Origin of the sequence: Brucella oryzae, assembly GCF_041929965.1 — a bacterium.
GTDB lineage: Bacteria > Pseudomonadota > Alphaproteobacteria > Rhizobiales > Rhizobiaceae > Brucella > Brucella oryzae.
The window spans coordinates 140,364-158,927 of record NZ_JBHEEO010000009.1 but is presented as its reverse complement, the minus strand read 5'-3'; the positions used below and the strand labels follow the sequence as shown (position 1 = coordinate 158,927).

Below are 18,564 nucleotides of genomic sequence, written 5' to 3'. Positions count from 1 at the left end.
AAGCTGAGTTGCGCAAGTTCGTCACGGCAGATGATCCCTGACGCGATCTACTACGCCCGCAAAGGCAGCTCTGGCGACATTTCAGCCGGGTCGATGGGCCTTCACGACTGCCGGATCGGTATCGATACGCCCTGCCCCAATCAGGTCAAGACAATATGGAACCGCCGGAAAAATCGCCTGCAAAGTCATGGCGATTGAAGCGGGTTTACCGGGAAGATTGAGAATGAAGCTTTTGCCGCGACTGCCTGCCGTCTGGCGGGACAGAATGGCGGTTGGGGTCTGTTCTAGGCTGACGCGGCGCATCAATTCGCCGAAACCGGGCAATTCCTTATGCAGGACAGCCCGCATGGCTTCCGGTGTTTCATCGCGCGGGCTCGGTCCCGTGCCACCCGTTGTCAGGATCAGATCGCAGGATTCGTTATCACAAAGATCGGTCAGCGTATCGCGTACCGATTCCATACCATCGGGGATAACGCGGCGGATCGTTTCATAAGGCGTGACGACGGCGCTTTTTATCCATGCTTCCATGGCCGGGCCGCTCAGATCTTCGTATTCCCCGCGGCTTGCGCGGTCGGAAACAGTCACGAAACCGATCTTTACCATCACATCCTCACAGTAAGTTTTTGGCTCTCAGCAAACGGCTGGCGATCTTATAGGCGCTCGCCGGTTTGATGTGAAGGTTTGCAGTTCCCAAATGAAAACGCCGCCCGAAGGCGGCGCCAGGCTGCTGCCAAACCTCCGGCAGGGTCAAAATGACCTCAGATTCAGGGAACGTCCCAGATTTAGAACGTGAACAAATCGGAATCAAAACCCCTCGTTTTTGACTGCTTCCAAAAATCGAGGGGTTTGTAATCAATCTGACGCCGCCCGAAGGCGGCGCTTTGCAGAATATGGAGATCGAAAATTACGGCGTAACGTCGAAGCCGAACCACTTTTCCGACAGGCGCTTGATCGTGCCGTCAGCCTTCGCACCTTCAATGGCTTCGTCGAACATCTTCTTCAGTTCGGCATCGTCCTTGCGCAGGCCAACCGCAACGCCGCGGCCCAGAATGCCGCCTTTGAAGAACGGTCCGGTCATGACGATGTCTTCATTGCCCGGCTTCTTGGCAGCGTCCGTGAGGTAGGCGAGCGAAGCCACGATGAGGTCGACACGGCCAGACTTCAGGTCGAGGTCATGCTGTTCCGTAGTCTTGTATTCACGGATGTCGATGCCATCCTTGAAGTACTTGTCGAGGAGAGTGAGGCCCAGCGAAGCCGTCTGGACGCCGACGGTGCGGCCCTTGATTTCAGCCGATACTTCGTCGATTGCCTTCTGGGCAGCCGCTTCATCCTTCGCGAGATAAAGGGTTTCGCCGGTGTGCGGCAGCTTGGCGAAAGGGCTGTCCTTCAGCGTTGCAAAGGTCTGCGGCGTCAGGCCGTAGGAAATCGAGAAGCTGATGGTTTCTTCGCGCTTTGGCGTAGCGGTAAGGCCAGCCATGATCGCATCGAATTTACCGGCATTGAGTGCCGGAATGATGCTATCGAATGGCTGCGCAACCATCGTGCACTCGACCTTCATGCGGGCGCAGAGGTCCTTGTAGAGTTCGACTTCATAGCCATCCAGCGAGCCATCGGGCTTGGTGAAGTTGTACGGGCGGAATGCGCCTTCCGTGGCGATGGTGATCTTCGTCCACTTCTTTTCCTCGGCATGGGCCGAGATGCTCGTCAGAGCAAGAGCGGAAATGAACACGGCTTTGAAAAGTCCGGTGGTCTTCATTGCAGTTATCCTGTTGCGGTTGTTTCTGTCCGGCTTTCGCCGGAACACAGAATTCTAAAAATCAGGCAGCGTTCTCGTGACTGATGAACTTACGGAAACGTTCCGACTTCGAGTTGCTGAACACATCTTCCGGCGCGCCGTCTTCTTCCACCAAACCCTGATGGAAAAATACGACGCGGTTGGAGACGTCACGTGCAAAGCCCATTTCATGGGTCACGACCAGCATGGTGCGGCCTTCTTCGGCCAGGCTGCGCATGACGCGCAGCACTTCGCCGACCAGTTCCGGATCGAGCGCCGACGTCGGCTCGTCAAAGAGCATGACCTTCGGCTTCATAGCCAGTCCGCGGGCAATCGCAGCGCGCTGCTGCTGTCCGCCCGAAAGATGAGCTGGATAGAAATCGCGCTTGTCGGCAATGCCGACCTTGGCCAGCAAAGCTTCTGCTTCCGCCACGCATTCCGCACGCGGGCGTCCCTGCACATAGATCGGCGCTTCTATGATGTTTTCCAGAATGGTCTTGTGCGACCACAGATTGAAGCTCTGGAACACCATGCCCAGTTCCGAACGTATGCGCGAAACCTGCTTCTTGTCGGTCGGGTAGGCTTCACCCTTCGAATTCTTCGCCATACGGATGGTTTCGCCCGAAACCGTCACAGTGCCTGACGTCGGTGTCTCCAGAAGGTTGATGCAGCGCAGGAAAGTCGACTTGCCGGAACCCGACGAACCGAGGATCGAAATGACCTCGCCTTCACGTGCTTCAAGCGAAATGCCTTTCAGCACTTCATTTGCGCCGAAGCTCTTGCGCAGGTTCTCGACTTTCAGCGCCACCGGTGCATTGGGGGAAACAATTTTGCTCACGATGTTTGTCCTTCGGAGGAAAGCTGTAGCATTTCCAGCAAAAGTGCGAAGCGGTTTTGCGTAGGATAATGCGTAAAAACAAAAAGATAGAGCGGTTCCATCGATTTCATTTTAATTGGAACCGCTTTTGACGACCGGCTGGCGCAGATAAGGGGTCAGCCTATATTCTGCGAACATCAGCGCACGTGTCAGAACGAAGTTGATGGCAAGATAGATCGCACCGGCGATCACGAAGATTTCTATGGCCCGGTAGCTCTCGGCAATCAGCTTTGCTGCGATACCAGTCACTTCCATGAGCGTGATGATCGATGCAAGCGAGGTTGCCTTGATCATCGATATCATCTCGTTGCCGTAGCCCGGCAGCGCCTGACGGATCGCAAGCGGCATGACAATGCGGCGGAAGCAGGTGAAGGACGACATACCACAGGCTTTTGCAGCTTCGATCTGGCCATGCGGCACCGACAGCAGGCCGCCGCGGATGATTTCGCTCGCATAGGCGGCGTTGTTCAACGTCAGCGCGATGATTGCACACCAGTAAGGCTCGCGCAAAACCGGCCACAAGAACGAATAGCGGATGGCAGGAAACTGGCTGAGACCGTAATAGATGATGAATATCTGCACCAGAAGCGGTGTTCCGCGGAACACAAAGACGTAAAGGCGGGCAATCCAGTCCAGCACCTTGACGCCCGACAGCCGCATCATGGCGAAAAGCAGGGCCAGAATCGCACCGAACACAATGGAAGTTGCCGCAAGCTTCAGTGTCAGTGGTACACCACTCAGCATCTGGAAAAATGCATCGGAATAGAATTCGAGATTCATTTTGCCCTCCGGACGCCGCGCGAGAAGTGGCGCTCGGCCATTTGCAGAAGCCCGCCGGAAACCGACGAAATCAGCAGGTAGAGCGCACCGGCAATAAGGAAGAAGTTGAAGGGCAGACCAGTCGAGCCAGCGCCAATCTGTGCCTGGCGCAGAAGCTCGACCACACCGGCAACAGACACCAGAGCGGATTCCTTCAGCGACACCTGCCAGACATTGCCAAGACCCGGCAATGCATGTCGCAGCGCGAGCGGCGCGATGATACGGCGGAATTTCAGCATCTGGCCCATGCCGCAAGCAGTAGCGGCTTCTAGTTCACCTTTGGAAACGGCCCGGAATGCACCACGAAACACTTCGGTGTGGTGCGCACCACAGGAAATGGCAATTGCCAGAACACCTGCCAGAAAACCCGGAAAGCCAATGAAACCTTCCGCACCGAAATATTTGCCGAGCGCCGTGACTGCCGCGCTGCCGCCGAAATAAAACAGGTAAATGACGAGAAGGTCCGGAATGCCGCGAATGACCGTGGTGTAGCCGTCGGCGACGGCGCGCAGCGTGCGCCCGCCGGAAATCTTCGCCCAGGCGGCGAACACGCCGATAGCAGCACCGAGAAGGAAGCCTAGAACAGCAAGCGCTACGCTCACCAGTGCACCCATCATCAGCACATAGCCCCAGCCGTCCGGCCCGAAGCTCAAAATATCGAGAAAGCCCATCTGCTTCATGATGCGTCGGGCCCTGTTGGAATTGGGGGATTGAATGTCATTTCTATTTTCAGAATCTGTCTGCTCGCCCGCATCATTTTGCGGTTACGGGCAGAGCGGGTTGAACGCTGTCTGGTATCGGATTGACGAACACGGTTCCGTCGAGCCGTTTTTCGTGGTCCTGCTTCGCTTTCTTGATCTGCTCCGGGTCACGGAACAATTCGATTGCCGTGCTGCCCATGATCTTTGCAGCATGGGCCATGCCCTTATGCGCCGCTGGCAGCTTGCCCTGTGCCACCATCTGCCACGAATGAAGCGGTGTACCGATTGCACAGGTCGCGCCGCGCATCTGCACGGTCGGGACGACCCAACTCACGCTGCCGACATCGGTCGAGCCGACGAGGGTGTTGTCACCTTTATAGGGCGTATAGATATCTTCGCAAAGCGCGAGGCCGTTCTTCGGCTCGACACCGAAGCGACGAAACGCATCGGAAATATCCTCTTTGGAAAGCGTCCTCTGGAAACGGCTTGCTGTTTCGCGGTCCTGCTCATCAAAATCCGGAGATCCAAGCCGCTCAAGCTGCAGCTGCATCAGCTGTTCCAGCGGCGTATTGCCGATCAGATCGGCATCGCCGCTGACGATCTCACTGCAAACCGTCGTTTCGGTCATCAGCGCAGCGCCTTCGGCGATCTTCCTGACACGCTCCACAAGGGACTGCATTTCCGGCAGGCTGCGAGCCCGCACGAGATAACGCACCGTAGCCTTGGCCTGAACGACATTCGGCGCAAACCCGCCGGTATCGGTCACGGCATAATGAATACGCGCCGTGGATGGCATATGCTCACGCATATAGTTCACGCCCACATTCATCAACTCGACAGCGTCCAGCGCGCTGCGCCCCAGATGCGGTGCCGACGAAGCATGGGCTGCGCGACCGCTGAAGTGGAAATTGATTTCGTTGCAGGCAAGCGAAACCGGATCGTTTACGCCTGCGAATGGCGCGGGATGCCAGCAGAAGGCAATATCCACATCATTGAACAGCCCTTCACGGACCATGAATCCCTTGGCCGAACCACCCTCTTCCGCCGGGCAACCATAATAACGCACGCGGCCCTTGATGCCATGCGCTGCGAGGTAATCCTTGACCGCAGCAGCAGCGAGCAGCGAGCCGGCACCGAGCAAATTGTGGCCGCAGCCATGGCCGTTGCCGCCTGCCTCGACAGGTTGTTCCTCAACCAATCCCGATATCTGACTTAGACCCGGCAAGGCATCGAACTCACCCAGAATTGCAATGACCGGTCCTTCGTCACCAGCCTCGCCCATCACAGCCGTTGGCAGGCCCGCAATGCCGCGCTCGACGCGAAACCCTTCGGCTTCCAGCATCGCGGCATGGGCATCGCTCGATTTGTATTCTTCGTAATTCGTTTCAGGATTGTCCCAAACCGTATCGCTCAGTTCGAAATATGCGGCGCTCTTGGCGTCGACGATATCCCAGATATCGTGATGGTTTTTCAACTTGGCTCCATCGCTTATTATACCACCGTCATACAGGATGAAGGCGGGCATCAGGACGTCCCGGCAACGAACCTGCCGAAACCTTCCTCAGACTGCAATTTTTGATGATGCTGATAGAACTCGGGCCCCGCTCCCGCAAGGGCAGATCGGAGAGTTGATGCAGAATTGCTTATTTTCAGGCAATTTTCTGCCCTCAATCCGCATTTAAATCCTGTTCTTCCGATTGAAGTTGGCTTCCGGCCTCCCACACGCCTCAATATTCCTCGCACCTGTACTGACCAGTACCGGAGACGAATGGCGGGGAGTAGCCGTGATATTGGTCAAAATTATCGGAAGTTTTCGCAATATGAGAAATTCCGCCTGACAAATTGCCAACAAGTTCGTGAAGCTGTGCGGTTACCACCTCCATTCCCCTTGAGCACCTCTGGGCTAAACGATAGTTCATTGAGTGAATTGAGTTTCTGGGACAAGGGTCATGGTACAGGCAGCAAAGCAGACAAATTTCATCATACGTTCACTCCAAAGAAGCGAACTGACTGACATCTGGCAGATCGATCGCAGCGAAATCATCGAGGAAATGTATCGTCTGGAAGGAGAAAAGCTTCTGCTGGAGCCACGTTTCTATGATGTGCAGGGCTGGCCGGACGGCGAAGCGGAAATCTACACGCCTATACTGCTCGACTGTTACGATCATGGCGGTGTGTTCCTCGGTGCCTATCTCGATGACACTCTGGTTGCCGTCGCCGTTACGGATGTGCGTCCTGTTGGCGCCTATCCAGAATTACACCAGCTCGGTTTCATGCATGTTGGCAATCCCGTCCGAGGATTGGGAGTTGCCGGCGAACTCTATCGGCGTAGCGTGGCGATAGCGAAGGAGGCCGGAACGGAAGGTTTCTATATTTCTGCGACGCCCACTCGGCGGACCATCGATTTTTATCTGAAGCAGGGTGCGAAAGTCACACCAATGCCCGATCCGCTGCTGTTCATGCGCGAGCCGGAAGATATTCACCTCATCCATCGGTTCAACGCCCAAGCTTCTTAACGCGGAACTAAAACCGTTATCATTGCCAGCCCTCGCGCCGAGTTCTCAACCGTCCAGAACGGCAGGGCGCACGAGGATAACGATTTCAACCAGCTTTCAACAAACTTACAGGAAGCATTCAAACCCAACGAATTGGGAACAAGAGATTATCGCTACGAAACAGAATTTCCAGAAATACCGCCATGATGCGTTTGATATCGCTGTCATAAAAGGATCAGTTGCTTTCCTCCTGAATTAGAGGTTCAATCAGTCAAACGGTGGAGGCAACCATGCCATTTCGCGGTAACAAGTATCAGGGAACATATGCACCAAACGATCTTCAGGTACTTCAGGCTGCCTATAATCGTTGCTGCGTGATGCTAGAACGTTGTGCAACCACACACGAAAGCAAAGACGCAGTCGCGCGCGCGGTCATAAGAGCATATGAAACCGGCGAACAAGACCCGGAAAAGATCGCCGAAATGGTTGCGAAGCTGGAGCTTGCTCGAGTCTAGACTATCTTCAGCAAGAGCATGAAGTGGTTTTGCGTTTGGTTAGAGCGGCTTCAATGGTTCAATTAAAACATGAGCCATCAAGGCAACTATATTGGCGAAAGGCAGTTCAACTACGCTGTCTGCTTCCGACGAAACCCTAGTAAAACCGATATGAAAGCCTCGTCCAATTTTACTGCAGACTGATTATTTTACATAAACTAAACAGTTCTCGGTTATAAGCTTTGCAATTAGCTGCCTTTTAGTATAGCGGATCGCACGAAATTACGGTTTTTCGGATGGAATGATCTATCCGTCAGCCATCTGCGGAATGCATAGAATGCCATTTTCGAGAGATTACTACTTCGGGCGCTTCAAACCCGCCGAGTTAGAAAAGCTGCAAGCGGCTTATGTGAAGTCATGCGAAGCATTGACTCGTTGCCCGATCACCTCTCCCCATAAAGACGAAATGGCGCGCGAAATTATTCAGATCTATGAATGCGGTGTCATTGATGCCGACAAGATTGCCGAACTCATGGTGCAGATTGAGGCGGTAAAACCGCGCCCTATGAGTGAACAGTTACTCGGCTTGACGACAATCGAGCCCAAAATCGCCTGAACAAAATCACTTCAAGAAGAATACCCGGATACGCACAGCATCCGGGTATATATCTATTCAGCGCTGAGCCACAGGACGCACAAGCGGGGTCACGCGACGAATAGTGACGCGACGATTTTCCTGCTCGGCGGCTTGCGTGCGAATTTTGAGGAAGCGTTCGCCATAGCCCTGCGTGACGAGATTTTCTGCTGGAATGTCATACACTTCCGTCAGAAGGCTCGCGACGGACTCAGCGCGTTTGTCGGATAGGACCAGGTTCGAGCGATCTGAACCGACAGCATCCGTATGCCCCTCGATAAAGAAAGTCTCACCGGGGTCCTTTGCCAGAACCTTCTGCATGGCGGTTGCAACCTTGCGCAGCGTCTTGGCCTGAGAAAGAGAAACCTCCGCACTTCCCGTCGCGAAGTGGATCGTATCCAGATCGATACGACGCACCTTGTCACGCAAACGGGCAGAATGACGAACCTCATCGATCGTATAGACACGCTCCACGCGCTCAACCGGCGGCATGGCAAGGAAGTCATAGAAATCACGATCCGGATCGTCCGCGACGTCGATGATATAATCCCTCACCGGAATGGTCAGGCGCATCGGTGGCAGTTCGTAGCCGACATCAATAATCGAAGCGCGGGGATTGTCGTCATATTCCGGTGCATAGATCATCAAATACTCGTTGCCGTCCCGGTCGATACGGGAACGCTGAAGAATGTCTCCATAACGATCATAAACCGTGACGATCTGGTTTCCGCCCGGGCGAACAATGGTTTCACGGGTGCGTCCGCGCGGCAATTTATCATAATAGGTTTCCTCCGCATCGCGGCGTAATCTCGGACGATCATCGCCACGTACGAAGATACGGTCACCCACGTCGAGAATGACCCGATTATCCACTTCCTCGATCACTTTGACGTTTGTGACATTATTGGCCACGTTATTGACCGTCGTATTGTTGATAACCGTATTGTTCACCACCGTGTTGTTGACGATGTTGGTGGTTTCCGGCACGGCAAAAACCGGCGCTTCCTTTATGCGAGTACCCTCTTCCTTGAGATTGGCTTCGATTTTCTGCGGCAGTGCGGCCTTCACTTCCTCCGGAATCGCAATCTGTGCCGCCGCATCATTTGCGGGTGGCAGTGCATTCTCCTCAGACGAACGTTGCTGCTCGCGCTGCTTGCGACGCTCTTCACGGGACTGGCTTCCACCGGAATTGTCGGCATCCTTATCGCTGTCGAGAATGGCCGCGCCATTTTCAACCGGCAACACGACTGTATCGTCCGTCTTGGCAGGGTCTTTCGCAATCTCCTGCTTTTCTTCGCTCGAGCGCTGATCGACTATCTCTGGTGCCGGCTCAGACGCTGGATTCGGCGCAGGCTGTTGCTGGCCTTCGGTAGATTGCGGCTGCTCAACCGGCTGCGCGGGCTGAGCGTCATTCTGCGGCTCCTCCGTTGTCTTCGGTTCTTGCGGTTGAGCTTCTTCGGGATGCTCAACAATCGATTCTTCCGCCGGTTCCTTCTGCGAAGGGGTTGCCTCTGCCGGTTGCTCGGCTGGCTTTTCCGCTTCCTGAGCTGGAGCCTCCTTGGCTGGCGTTTCGGCTGCAGGTTGCTCGGGCTTCGCTTCCGGCTCCTGTGCTGGAGCATCCTTCACAGGATTCTCGGCGGGCGCAGTTTGCTCTTGAGGCTCAGCGGCCTTGCGAGCTGTGTCCTCATCCGCTTTCTTCTGTTCTTCGGCTCGACGCTGGGCTTCTTCTTCAGCGGCCTTTTGCTGCTGTTCACTCTGGCGCCGTGCCTCTTCCTCGGCCTTTTTCTGCTCGGCAGCCTGTTTGGCTTGTTCTTCAGCCTGCTTCTGCGTTTCGCGCTCCGCTGCCTTCTGTTGCTCCTCAGCTTGCTTCTGTGCTTCGCGTTCGGCGGCCTTCTGCTGTTCTTCAGCCTGGCGCTGTGCCTCTGCTTCCGCAGCACGCTTCTGCTCTTCTTCCTGACGCTGGGCTTCCTCCTGAGCGGCCTTTTGCTGCTCTTCGGCTTGTCGACGGTTTTCTTCCTCGGCAGCGCGCTGCTGTTCTTCAGCTCGGCGTGCTTCTTCTTCCGCAGCTTTTTGCTGCTCTTCAACCTCGCGTTGTTGCTGCTGCAACTGCTCGTCGGAAGGCTGCTGGTCTCCGTTTTCCTGTGCCAGCTGGATTGGAGCCGTCAACGTATCCGCCAGTACGGGTTGCGCGAAAATGGAGGCCGAGAGAACCGGCACGGCAACCGTGGCTAGAAGCTTCGAACGAATAGACATAAATCCTTCTCCTTCTGGAAGGCAGAATTGATATGCGTCTCTCCCACAATTTCGCTGGAAAAGAGGCCGTAGAGCCGCTAGCGATATCCATCGAATTGGGAGAAATTCCGGCGACTTCACGAATCCGTTATCGCAATCCACATGAACGCAGGCTGAACCTAAACGTTCCGAAAACTACGAGATTTGCCGCAGTCGCCGGGCCAGAAGTTCGATACCTTCCGCGATACGATTGATTGGAATGGAAGAATAAGCGATGCGAAAATAGCGGCACGGCCGGTCATCGCCCCAGAAGAATGGCGATCCCGATTCGATCAGCACGCCGTCCTCGCGCAGATCGCGGGCGAGTTTGTCGGCATCCATACCTTCCGGCCCTTCGATCCAGAATGCAGTGCCACCAAAGGCCGACTTGCCAGCGATTTTCAATCCTTCGCGATTAAGGGCGTCGATCATGACGATATGACGCTTGTGATATTCAATCCGCATACGATGAATGACCGCGTCGTAATGACCAAGTGCCAGAAAGTATGCTGCTGTTCGCTGCAGATGACCGGGCGGATGGCGCAACATAAGTGCACGCAGTGCCCTCGCCTCGCGGATGACAGGCGCTGGCGCAACCAGATAGCCAAGCCGAAGTCCCGGAAACAGTGATTTGGAAAAGCTGCCCACATAGAGAACACGGCCATATTGATCGAGCGACTTCAGCGCTGGTGTCGGTGGCTGGAGGAAGCTCATTTCGAATTCGTAATCGTCCTCCACGATTAAGAAATCGCGTTCTGCGGCAGCTTCCAGAAGTGCGATTCGTCTTGCGCGCGGCATAGTAGCGGCTGTGGGAGACTGGTGGCTCGGTGTAACGAAGACCGCATCGATCCCATCAGGCAACAGTTCCGGCGGCAAGCCGCCTTCATCAACGTCGAGCGCCGTTACATGGGCTCCTGTCAGATGGAGCGTGGCGCTGATATCAGGATGCCCCGGATTTTCGCATACAACGTGCGAGCGCCGTGTCAAAAGCAGATGACTAATGATCCAAAGCGCATTCTGTGCACCAACCGTAACCAATATCTCATCCGGCTCGGCACGTATTCCCCGGCTTGGCAGCGTACGTGAACGGATATAATTGACGAGTTCCACATCGTCAGCAGCGGCGAAATCGCCTGCCATGAGGATAAAGTCTTCTCGTGACAGCGCGCGCCGGGCGCAATCGCGCCATGCGGCGAGATCGAACAAGGTCTGATCCATCTGGCCATAAAGAAACGGGTAGCGATACCGTCGCCAATCGAGCGGCTTACGAATGGTCTTGGCAATATTGAAGCCGGGCCGCATCTTGGAAGACCAATCGACGGCAGTGTCAGGTGTCTGTAAGAAGTCCCTGTCGGGCCGGCTGATGGGAGGTGTTGTCGCCACATGATAAGCACTACGCGAACGCACTTCCAGATAACCTTGAGATACGAGTTCCTGATAAGCCAGCGTTACAGTTAGCCTGGATATTTTCAGATAATCAGCCAGCCGCCGTGTCGAGGGCATGCGCGCACCCGGTAAAACACCGCCAGAGAGAATGGCCGATACAGTGGTTTCACGTATCTGCGACTGCAGCCCGGTATTTCGGCTACCATCTATGAAGAAGATTGTCGGAGAGACGGCATCCAAGGCTTTACTCCATCAGTATATCTGTAATTCAGCCCAACTTCGCGGCAGTTTTTCCGCTTCATGCCCTACTTAGCAATAGTGTTTCTTCTTTCTGTTTCTGCACGTGGAATAATTTCGACGCTAAGGGAGCGTGCATACCGATTATCGGGTGGCACCATCTCGATCACCAAACTGGACTTATTGACTATTCCAACTGGATATAAGGCAAACTCAATGAGATGGCTATCGTTTGTAACTGGAACTGCAGATTGGCGAAAAACGCCAACAGTCATGACGAAGTCAGGCATGGTTCTTAAATGGAAGGGGAACTCCATGAACTATTTCAATAGTATAAAACGGGTGGTGTTATTTTCGGCCGTAGCAGCGCTTTCTACATCTGCGGCTTATGCCGAAACTACGGTCGTGGTCGGTTATCAGCAGATCGTCGGACCGTTTCTGACCGCGATTGCCGATGGAAAGTTCGACGCGGCAGCCAAGGAAGCGGGATACAAGATCGACTGGCGCCAGTTTGCATCGGGTGGCGATATTTCGACAGCACTTGCTTCCGGCAACGTGCCGATTGGCGTGATTGGATCAACAGGCATCGCCGCAGCCGCCACACGCGGCGTCGACCTTCAACTCTTCTGGATCCTTGATAATATCGGCAAATCGGAAGCACTGGTAGCGCGCGAAGGCTCGGGCATCGAGAAGCCCGAAGACCTCAAGGGCAAGAAAATCGGCGTGCCGTTCGTGTCGACCTCTCACTTCCACCTTCTGGTCGGCATGGATGACATCTGGAAGATCAATCCGCGCGACGCGGAAATTCTCAACATGACGCCTCCGCAGATCGTTGCCGCCTGGCAGCGTGGCGATATCGATGCTGCCTATGTCTGGCCGCCGGCTCTTTCAGAAATCTTAAAAACAGGCAAGGAAATCGTCAATTCTGAAGAAATCGGCGCGAAAAGCGTTCCGACCTTCGACGGACTTGTAGTGGACAAGAGCTTCGCCAGCGAAAACCCCAAATTCATGACCGCCTTCACCACTGTGCTGAAGGATGCTTACGCCGACTACAAGGCCAATGGCAGCCAGTGGACAGCAGATTCCGAACAAGTCAAAGGCATGGTCAAACTGATCGGTGGCAATGCCGCTGATATACCGGGCGCACTGGCGCTGTTGTCCTTCCCCACAGCGGAAGAACAGTCCTCCCCGACATGGCTCGGCGGCGACAAGGACGGCGGAGCGCTCAAGTCCATCACCCAGAGCGCAAAATTCTTAGTCGACCAAAAGCAGCTCGACCAGGCTCTGGATGACTATAGCGGCAATGTAAATGGCAGTTTTGCCGAAGCCGCCGCGAAGTAATTAGTGCGGTAATTCAAACATCTCCGCCAGCGGCATACCTTCGGGCAAGCCGCTGAACCGAGACGGTTCCTGTAGTGTTTTGCCTTCTGGCCTGTGCCGGAACCGCTCCTTCGTTCCCGAAAGGTGACGTCATGGAAACTTTGAACGTATCGAATGTCAGTCTGACCTATCCCGGTCTTTATGTGGAAGAAGCCGTGATCGCGCTGAAGGGTGTCAATCTGCGCATCAACAGCGGGGATTTCGTGGTGGCGCTTGGTGCGTCAGGCTGCGGCAAGACCACGCTTCTCAATCTCATGGCGGGATTCATGATTCCATCATCCGGTGAAATCACGCTGGGCGGAAGGCAGGTGCGTGGTCCCGGCGCCGACAGAGGTGTCGTGTTCCAGAAACATGCTCTTCTTCCTTGGCTCAATGTGGTCGACAACACCGAATTCGGGCTCAAGCTTCAAGGTGTGCCGAAGGCCGAACGTCGTGCGCGTGCCACCAAGAATCTGGCTCTGGTCGGCCTGCAGGATTTCCACAATCACAAAATCTACCAGCTTTCCGGCGGTATGCAGCAACGTGTCGGGATCGCCCGCGCACTGACCTGCGATCCGGCGATGCTGCTTATGGACGAGCCCATGGCAGCGCTCGACGCCCTCACCCGCGAAACAATCCAGGAATTGCTTTTGCGGGTATGGCAAGTGACCAATAAAATGTTCTTCTTCATCACGCACAGCGTCGAAGAGGCCTTGTTTCTCGGTTCGCGGCTGATCGTCATGTCGCCGCGTCCCGGACGGATCACCCATACCTACGATCTGGATTTCAACCGACGCTTTCTGGAATGCGGTGACGCGCGCGCCGTCAAGTCCAGTCCCGATTTCATCAAGATGCGTGAGACAATTCTGGGGATTATCTATGGCGATGAACGTGCATCAGGAAACCCGGAACTGGTCCATGCTTGAGTTTCTAACTCGGGCACGACCAGTCAAACCCGGTAAAATCTATGGCGCCCCTGGCGACGGCAATAGCGGCTTCATCAGCCTTGTGACCGCACTGATTTTGCTGGGGCTCTGGTTTCTCGTGACGGGGATGGGCTGGGTCAAGCCGCTGTTTCTCCCCTCTCCCTTCGCGGTCTATGGCAAGTTCATGATCGCCATGACCGACGGCGTGGCAAATTCTACTCTTGCCGAACATACCCTTGCCAGCCTCGGTCGCGTATTGGGCGCCTTCGCGATTGCCTCTATCACGGCAATTCCCATCGGCATCATGATGGGCATGAGCAGTTTCGTTCGTGGCGTGCTGGACCCGATTATCGAGTTCTACCGACCGCTGCCGCCGCTTGCCTATCTGCCGTTGATCATCATCTGGCTGGGTATCGGTGAATTTCCGAAGGTGTTCCTCATCTTCCTCGCGATCTTCGCGCCAATGGCGATTGCAGCCAGAGCCGGCGTGCGCTCGGTATCTACCGAACAAATCCATGCGGCCTATGCAATGGGCGCATCCCGGTCGCAGGTGATAACGCAAGTCATCATGAAAGCGGCCATGCCGGAAATCTTCACCGGCATGCGCATCGGGATCGGCGTGGGCTGGACGACGCTGGTTGCGGCCGAAATGGTGGCGGCACATCGCGGCCTTGGCTTCATGGTGCTCAACGCGGCACAGTTTCTGGCCAGTGACACCGTCATCATGGGCATCATCGTGATCGGGGTCTTCGCCTTCGCCTTCGACCTTCTGATCCGTTACATGGAAAAAGTTCTCATCCCATGGAAGGGCAAGATCTGATGGTGACGCAACCGCTGTAACCAGCCCGACCGAAATCTCATTCGCAATATCGATCGCGCGGCAGTCCCTGCCGCGTCACGGAGAAAATTTGCCCAAAATCGGGCAAACATCAGACGCATCAAGGAGCAGCCGAATGTCCGCCGGACACCTCACAGAGAAGCATTTTTCCGACCTCTTCGACGCCTTCAACCGGCATGACATCGACGCGATCATGGCCTTTTTCGCCGATGATTGCGTGTTCTACACCATCGGCGGCGACGAAGCTTGCGGCACCCGCATCGAAGGCAAGGATGCCATTGCAAGGGCTTTCTCCGGCGTATGGGCTGCTATGCCCGACGTAAAATGGGACGAGCACAGGCATTTCGTGAGCGGCGACCGTGCCGCGTCCGAATGGACCTTTCGCGGAACAGATGCCAACGGCGCGCGCGTCGAGGCGGAAGGTTGCGATCTCTTCACACAGCGTGACGGCAGGATCGTCCGCAAGCAGGCATTCCGCAAGAACCGGCCTTTGCTGAAGGCGTAAGCCCCAACAATGTCCGTCGGTGATCTGGAGGACCGACATATGGATACCCACACTCTCAACAGTTTCTCTGCCACTCAACCATTCGACCCCGCCTATGATCCGGTGGTTTCGAAGACGCCAGGGCAAGGCCGCGACTATGCCCCGACCTACTGGATCGGAACAGCTGGACCGGCGCCGGAAGACGATGGCCCTATTCGCGGCGACGTCGATGCCGATGTCGTTATCGTCGGCTCAGGCTATACTGGTCTTTCGGCAGCGATCCACCTAGCCCGGGATCATGGTGTCAAGGCCACGGTACTGGAAGCAAATGGGGTCGCCTGGGGTTGCAGCACTCGTAATGGCGGTCAGGCGCAGATCTCAGCCGGTCGGCTCAAGCGTTCGCAATGGATCGAGCGCTGGGGCGTGGATGTCGCGCGCAAGCTGCACAGGGAAATTGCCGAAGGGTTCGACCTTTTTCGCGCACTCATCGCCGAACCGGAAATCGATTGCGATCCGCAGGATGGCGGTCACCTGTACATCGCCCATCGCGATAAGGTCCTTCCCGCGCTGGAGAAGGAATCCCGCCTGCTGAATGACGTGTTTGGCTATCGGACGCGCATGGTCGCCCGCGACGAAATTCACCGCGACTTCATCCGTGATCAGGAAGCGCGCGGAGCGATGTATGAACCTGACGGCATTGGCATTCACGCCGCAAAACTGGCTTTCGGCTATCTTCGGCTTGCCCGCAGGCTCGGCGCGAAGGTGCACACGGCAAGCCCGGTGCTGAGTTGCCGCAAGAACGGCAATGTCTATCATCTCAACACGCCGAACGGGACGGTCAAGGCACGGCAGGTCTGTTTTGCAACGGCGGGCTATACCTCGCCCGGCCTGCATCCTCTCACCCGTTACCGGCTGATGCCGGTCTTGTCGAATTCGGTCGTGACACGCCTGCTGACGGCGGATGAAATTGAAGCGTGTGGCCCGAAGACCGGCATTCCTCTGACCGACACACGCACGCTTCGCCATTATTACCGCTTTCTGCCCGATGGGCGAATGCAGATAGGCAGTCGCAGCGCCATTACGGGGGCAGATGCACCGAACCCGAAACATTACGATCTGCTGCTTTCCGGACTTTACCGGAAATTTCCGGCGCTCACCGGCATCGAGATCGAATATTCATGGTGGGGGTGGGTCGATGTCAGCCACGACATGATGCCCCGCATCTATCGGCCCGACCCATCGCAGGAAATCTATTATGCCATGGGTTATGGCGGCAATGGCGTGATGTATTCCGCGCAGGCTGGACGCCGGGTCGCCCAATTGATGACCGGTCACGGACAGGAATTGGACTTGCCGATCTTCACCTCCGAACTGCCGAGTTACGGCATGTTGACGCCATTTAGGCGCATAGGCCAGCGCGCCATGTACCGCTGGTATGCGCTGAAAGACGAAGTTCTCTGAATTGCAAGGAAAGGTATGCGCCATGAAAATGACGACGGAAGAAGCCTTCGTGAAGGTTTTGCAGATGCATGGGATAGAACATGCATTCGGGATTATCGGATCGGCTATGATGCCGGTTTCCGATCTGTTTCCAAAGGCGGGTATAGCTTTTTGGGATTGCGCCCATGAAACCAACGCAGCGCTTATTTGTGACGGCTATACCCGTGTGACCGGTAAGATGGGCATGGCAATCGCCCAGAATGGTCCGGGCGTGACCGGCTTCGTCACCGCCATCAAGACGGCCTACTGGAACCACACGCCCATGCTGCTGGTGACGCCGCAGGCTGCCAACAAGACCATCGGTCAAGGCGGCTTTCAGGAAGTGGACCAGATGGCGCTGTTCGAGGAAATGGTCTGCTATCAGGAAGAGGTGCGTGATGCCTCGCGCATTCCTGAAGTGCTGAACCGCGTGATCGAGAAGGCATGGCGCGGCTGTGCACCGGCACAAATCAACGTTCCGCGCGATTTCTGGACGCAGGTGATCGATGTCGACCTGCCACAGATCGTGCGTCTGGAGCGCCCGAGCGGCGGGCGCGAGGCCATTGCGGAAGCAGCGAGAATACTGACGGAAGCAAAATTCCCGGTCATTCTCAACGGTGCGGGTGTCGTCATTGGCGGTGCAATCCCGGAATCCATCGCACTTGCCGAAAGGCTCGATGCACCGGTCTGCTGCGGCTATCAGCACAATGATGCCTTTCCCGGCACCCATCCGCTGTCCGCAGGTCCGCTGGGTTATAACGGCTCCAAGGCTGCGATGGAACTGATCGCCAAGGCCGATGTGGTGCTGGCGCTCGGCACCCGCCTCAATCCGTTCTCGACACTGCCCGGCTATGGCATCGACTACTGGCCGAAGGATGCAAAGATCATTCAGGTCGACATCAATCCCGATCGCATCGGTCTCACCAAGAAAATCTCGGTTGGTATTTGCGGCGACGCCAAACAGGTTGCGCAGCAGATCCTCGACCAGCTGGGAGCCGATGCGGGCAATGCCGGGCGCGACGAGCGCAAGCAGCTCATCCACCAGCGCAAGTCCGCCTGGCTGCAGCAGCTTTCCTCGATGGATCACGAGGATGACGATCCGGGTACACAATGGAACGCGGATGCACGCGAACGCGAGAAGGATCGCATGTCGCCGCGACAGGCATGGCGCGCCATTCAGGCGGGTATGCCGAAAAACGCCATCATGTCCACCGACATCGGCAATAATTGCGCCATCGGCAACGCCTATCCAACGTTCGAACATGGCCGTAAATATCTGGCGCCGGGCATGTTCGGCCCGTGCGGCTATGGATTTCCATCCATTGTCGGCGCGAAGATCGGGCAACCCGACACTCCGGTGGTCGGCTTTGCCGGAGATGGTGCTTTCGGCATTTCGATGAACGAAATGACCTCCATCGGACGCAAGGGCTGGCCTGCCATCACCATGGTCATTTTCCGCAACTATCAATGGGGGGCCGAAAAGCGCAATACGACGCTGTGGTACGACAACAACTTCGTCGGCACCGAGCTCAATCCGAACCTGAGCTACGCCAAGGTGGCAGATGGCTGCGGACTGAAAGGCGTAACCGTCGATAGCCAACAGGCGCTGACCGAAGCCTTGCAGACAGCAATCGACGAACAGGCCAAGGGCGTGACGACCTTCATCGAAGTCGTGCTCAATCAGGAGTTGGGCGAACCTTTCCGCCGCGATGCGATGAAAAAGCCGGTTGTGGTGGCCGGTATCAGCAAAGCCGACATGCGTGAGCAGGCGCCGGTTTAAGCATCCTGTT

Annotated in this window: 17 protein-coding genes; 9 read left to right on the top strand and 8 right to left on the bottom strand. The window is 55.9% G+C overall.

From position 1 onward, the window contains the following. Positions 1-81 precede the first annotated feature (81 nt). The 6 genes from mog to JNC70_RS12170 form a co-directional block, all read right to left on the bottom strand. A complete protein-coding gene (mog, locus tag JNC70_RS12195) occupies positions 82-603 on the bottom strand; it encodes a molybdopterin adenylyltransferase (protein WP_104754512.1) in 522 nt (173 codons plus the stop codon). A 301-nt stretch (positions 604-904) separates the two neighbouring features. Then, positions 905-1,756, bottom strand: a complete 852-nt coding sequence (locus JNC70_RS12190) for a transporter substrate-binding domain-containing protein (protein ID WP_104754511.1) — start codon at positions 1,754-1,756, stop codon at positions 905-907. 61 nt (positions 1,757-1,817) lie between these two features. Continuing rightward, positions 1,818-2,612: an ABC transporter ATP-binding protein gene (locus JNC70_RS12185; protein ID WP_104754510.1), complete on the bottom strand. Its 795-nt coding sequence runs from the start codon at positions 2,610-2,612 to the stop codon at positions 1,818-1,820. 111 nt (positions 2,613-2,723) lie between these two features. Further along, on the bottom strand, positions 2,724-3,431 hold the full coding sequence (locus tag JNC70_RS12180) for an ABC transporter permease (RefSeq protein WP_104754509.1): 708 nt from the start codon (positions 3,429-3,431) through the stop codon (positions 2,724-2,726). Beyond that, positions 3,428-4,150 (bottom strand): ABC transporter permease, encoded by a 723-nt coding sequence (locus JNC70_RS12175; protein WP_104754508.1) that lies wholly within the window; start codon positions 4,148-4,150, stop codon positions 3,428-3,430. The genes JNC70_RS12180 and JNC70_RS12175 overlap by 4 nt, the downstream gene beginning before the upstream one ends. Before the next feature lie 73 nt (positions 4,151-4,223). Further along, complete coding sequence (locus JNC70_RS12170; protein ID WP_104754507.1) at positions 4,224-5,696, bottom strand: M20 family metallopeptidase; 1,473 nt, start codon at positions 5,694-5,696, stop codon at positions 4,224-4,226. Positions 5,697-6,120: 424 nt separating this feature from the next. On the opposite strand from JNC70_RS12170, the gene JNC70_RS12165 reads away from it, so the two are divergent. From JNC70_RS12165 to JNC70_RS12155, 3 genes are all read left to right on the top strand, one after another. Then, a complete protein-coding gene (locus tag JNC70_RS12165; RefSeq protein WP_104754506.1) occupies positions 6,121-6,687 on the top strand; it encodes a GNAT family N-acetyltransferase in 567 nt (188 codons plus the stop codon). Between the two features lie 269 nt (positions 6,688-6,956). After that, positions 6,957-7,181: a hypothetical protein gene (locus JNC70_RS12160; protein ID WP_104754505.1), complete on the top strand. Its 225-nt coding sequence runs from the start codon at positions 6,957-6,959 to the stop codon at positions 7,179-7,181. A gap of 316 nt (positions 7,182-7,497) precedes the next feature. Then, positions 7,498-7,776: a hypothetical protein gene (locus JNC70_RS12155; RefSeq protein WP_104754504.1), complete on the top strand. Its 279-nt coding sequence runs from the start codon at positions 7,498-7,500 to the stop codon at positions 7,774-7,776. A 57-nt stretch (positions 7,777-7,833) separates the two neighbouring features. Here the strand turns inward: JNC70_RS12155 and JNC70_RS12150 are convergent, their stop codons facing one another. After that, the gene (locus JNC70_RS12150; RefSeq protein ID WP_104754503.1) at positions 7,834-10,047 is read right to left on the bottom strand and encodes an OmpA family protein; all 2,214 of its coding nucleotides are present in this window, start codon (positions 10,045-10,047) and stop codon (positions 7,834-7,836) included. A gap of 174 nt (positions 10,048-10,221) precedes the next feature. Next, positions 10,222-11,691, bottom strand: a complete 1,470-nt coding sequence (gene pdxR, locus JNC70_RS12145; RefSeq protein WP_104754502.1) for a MocR-like pyridoxine biosynthesis transcription factor PdxR — start codon at positions 11,689-11,691, stop codon at positions 10,222-10,224. Positions 11,692-12,003: 312 nt separating this feature from the next. Here pdxR and tauA point away from each other — a divergent pair, with 312 nt between their 5' ends. From tauA to xsc, 6 genes are all read left to right on the top strand, one after another. Continuing rightward, on the top strand, positions 12,004-13,029 hold the full coding sequence (gene tauA / locus JNC70_RS12140; protein ID WP_104754500.1) for a taurine ABC transporter substrate-binding protein: 1,026 nt from the start codon (positions 12,004-12,006) through the stop codon (positions 13,027-13,029). A gap of 131 nt (positions 13,030-13,160) precedes the next feature. Next, positions 13,161-13,973 carry a taurine ABC transporter ATP-binding protein gene (locus JNC70_RS12135; protein WP_104754499.1) on the top strand — a complete coding sequence of 271 codons (813 nt, stop codon included), beginning with the start codon at positions 13,161-13,163 and terminating at the stop codon, positions 13,971-13,973. Further along, complete coding sequence (locus JNC70_RS12130) at positions 13,966-14,793, top strand: ABC transporter permease subunit (protein ID WP_104754498.1); 828 nt, start codon at positions 13,966-13,968, stop codon at positions 14,791-14,793. Before JNC70_RS12135 ends, JNC70_RS12130 begins: the two co-directional genes overlap by 8 nt. Positions 14,794-14,926: 133 nt before the next feature. Further along, on the top strand, positions 14,927-15,316 hold the full coding sequence (locus tag JNC70_RS12125; RefSeq protein ID WP_104754497.1) for a nuclear transport factor 2 family protein: 390 nt from the start codon (positions 14,927-14,929) through the stop codon (positions 15,314-15,316). Between the two features lie 39 nt (positions 15,317-15,355). Then, positions 15,356-16,756, top strand: coding sequence for an NAD(P)/FAD-dependent oxidoreductase (locus JNC70_RS12120; protein WP_104754496.1), 1,401 nt, complete (start codon positions 15,356-15,358; stop codon positions 16,754-16,756). Positions 16,757-16,778: 22 nt separating this feature from the next. Beyond that, positions 16,779-18,554, top strand: a complete 1,776-nt coding sequence (gene xsc, locus JNC70_RS12115; protein ID WP_104754495.1) for a sulfoacetaldehyde acetyltransferase — start codon at positions 16,779-16,781, stop codon at positions 18,552-18,554. Positions 18,555-18,564 lie beyond the last annotated feature (10 nt).

What these genes read in the sequence shown, in the direction of transcription:
- mog (WP_104754512.1), bottom strand. Translation starts at nt 603, where the DNA reads ATGGTAAAGATCGGTTTCGTGACTGTTTCCGACCGCGCAAGCCGCGGG.
- JNC70_RS12190 (WP_104754511.1), bottom strand. Translation starts at nt 1,756, where the DNA reads ATGAAGACCACCGGACTTTTCAAAGCCGTGTTCATTTCCGCTCTTGCT.
- JNC70_RS12180 (WP_104754509.1), bottom strand. Translation starts at nt 3,431, where the DNA reads ATGAATCTCGAATTCTATTCCGATGCATTTTTCCAGATGCTGAGTGGT.
- JNC70_RS12175 (WP_104754508.1), bottom strand. Translation starts at nt 4,150, where the DNA reads ATGAAGCAGATGGGCTTTCTCGATATTTTGAGCTTCGGGCCGGACGGC.
- JNC70_RS12170 (WP_104754507.1), bottom strand. Translation starts at nt 5,696, where the DNA reads ATGCCCGCCTTCATCCTGTATGACGGTGGTATAATAAGCGATGGAGCC.
- JNC70_RS12165 (WP_104754506.1), top strand. Translation starts at nt 6,121, where the DNA reads ATGGTACAGGCAGCAAAGCAGACAAATTTCATCATACGTTCACTCCAA.
- JNC70_RS12160 (WP_104754505.1), top strand. Translation starts at nt 6,957, where the DNA reads ATGCCATTTCGCGGTAACAAGTATCAGGGAACATATGCACCAAACGAT.
- JNC70_RS12155 (WP_104754504.1), top strand. Translation starts at nt 7,498, where the DNA reads ATGCCATTTTCGAGAGATTACTACTTCGGGCGCTTCAAACCCGCCGAG.
- JNC70_RS12150 (WP_104754503.1), bottom strand. Translation starts at nt 10,047, where the DNA reads ATGTCTATTCGTTCGAAGCTTCTAGCCACGGTTGCCGTGCCGGTTCTC.
- tauA (WP_104754500.1), top strand. Translation starts at nt 12,004, where the DNA reads ATGAACTATTTCAATAGTATAAAACGGGTGGTGTTATTTTCGGCCGTA.
- JNC70_RS12135 (WP_104754499.1), top strand. Translation starts at nt 13,161, where the DNA reads ATGGAAACTTTGAACGTATCGAATGTCAGTCTGACCTATCCCGGTCTT.
- JNC70_RS12130 (WP_104754498.1), top strand. Translation starts at nt 13,966, where the DNA reads ATGCTTGAGTTTCTAACTCGGGCACGACCAGTCAAACCCGGTAAAATC.
- JNC70_RS12125 (WP_104754497.1), top strand. Translation starts at nt 14,927, where the DNA reads ATGTCCGCCGGACACCTCACAGAGAAGCATTTTTCCGACCTCTTCGAC.
- JNC70_RS12120 (WP_104754496.1), top strand. Translation starts at nt 15,356, where the DNA reads ATGGATACCCACACTCTCAACAGTTTCTCTGCCACTCAACCATTCGAC.
- xsc (WP_104754495.1), top strand. Translation starts at nt 16,779, where the DNA reads ATGAAAATGACGACGGAAGAAGCCTTCGTGAAGGTTTTGCAGATGCAT.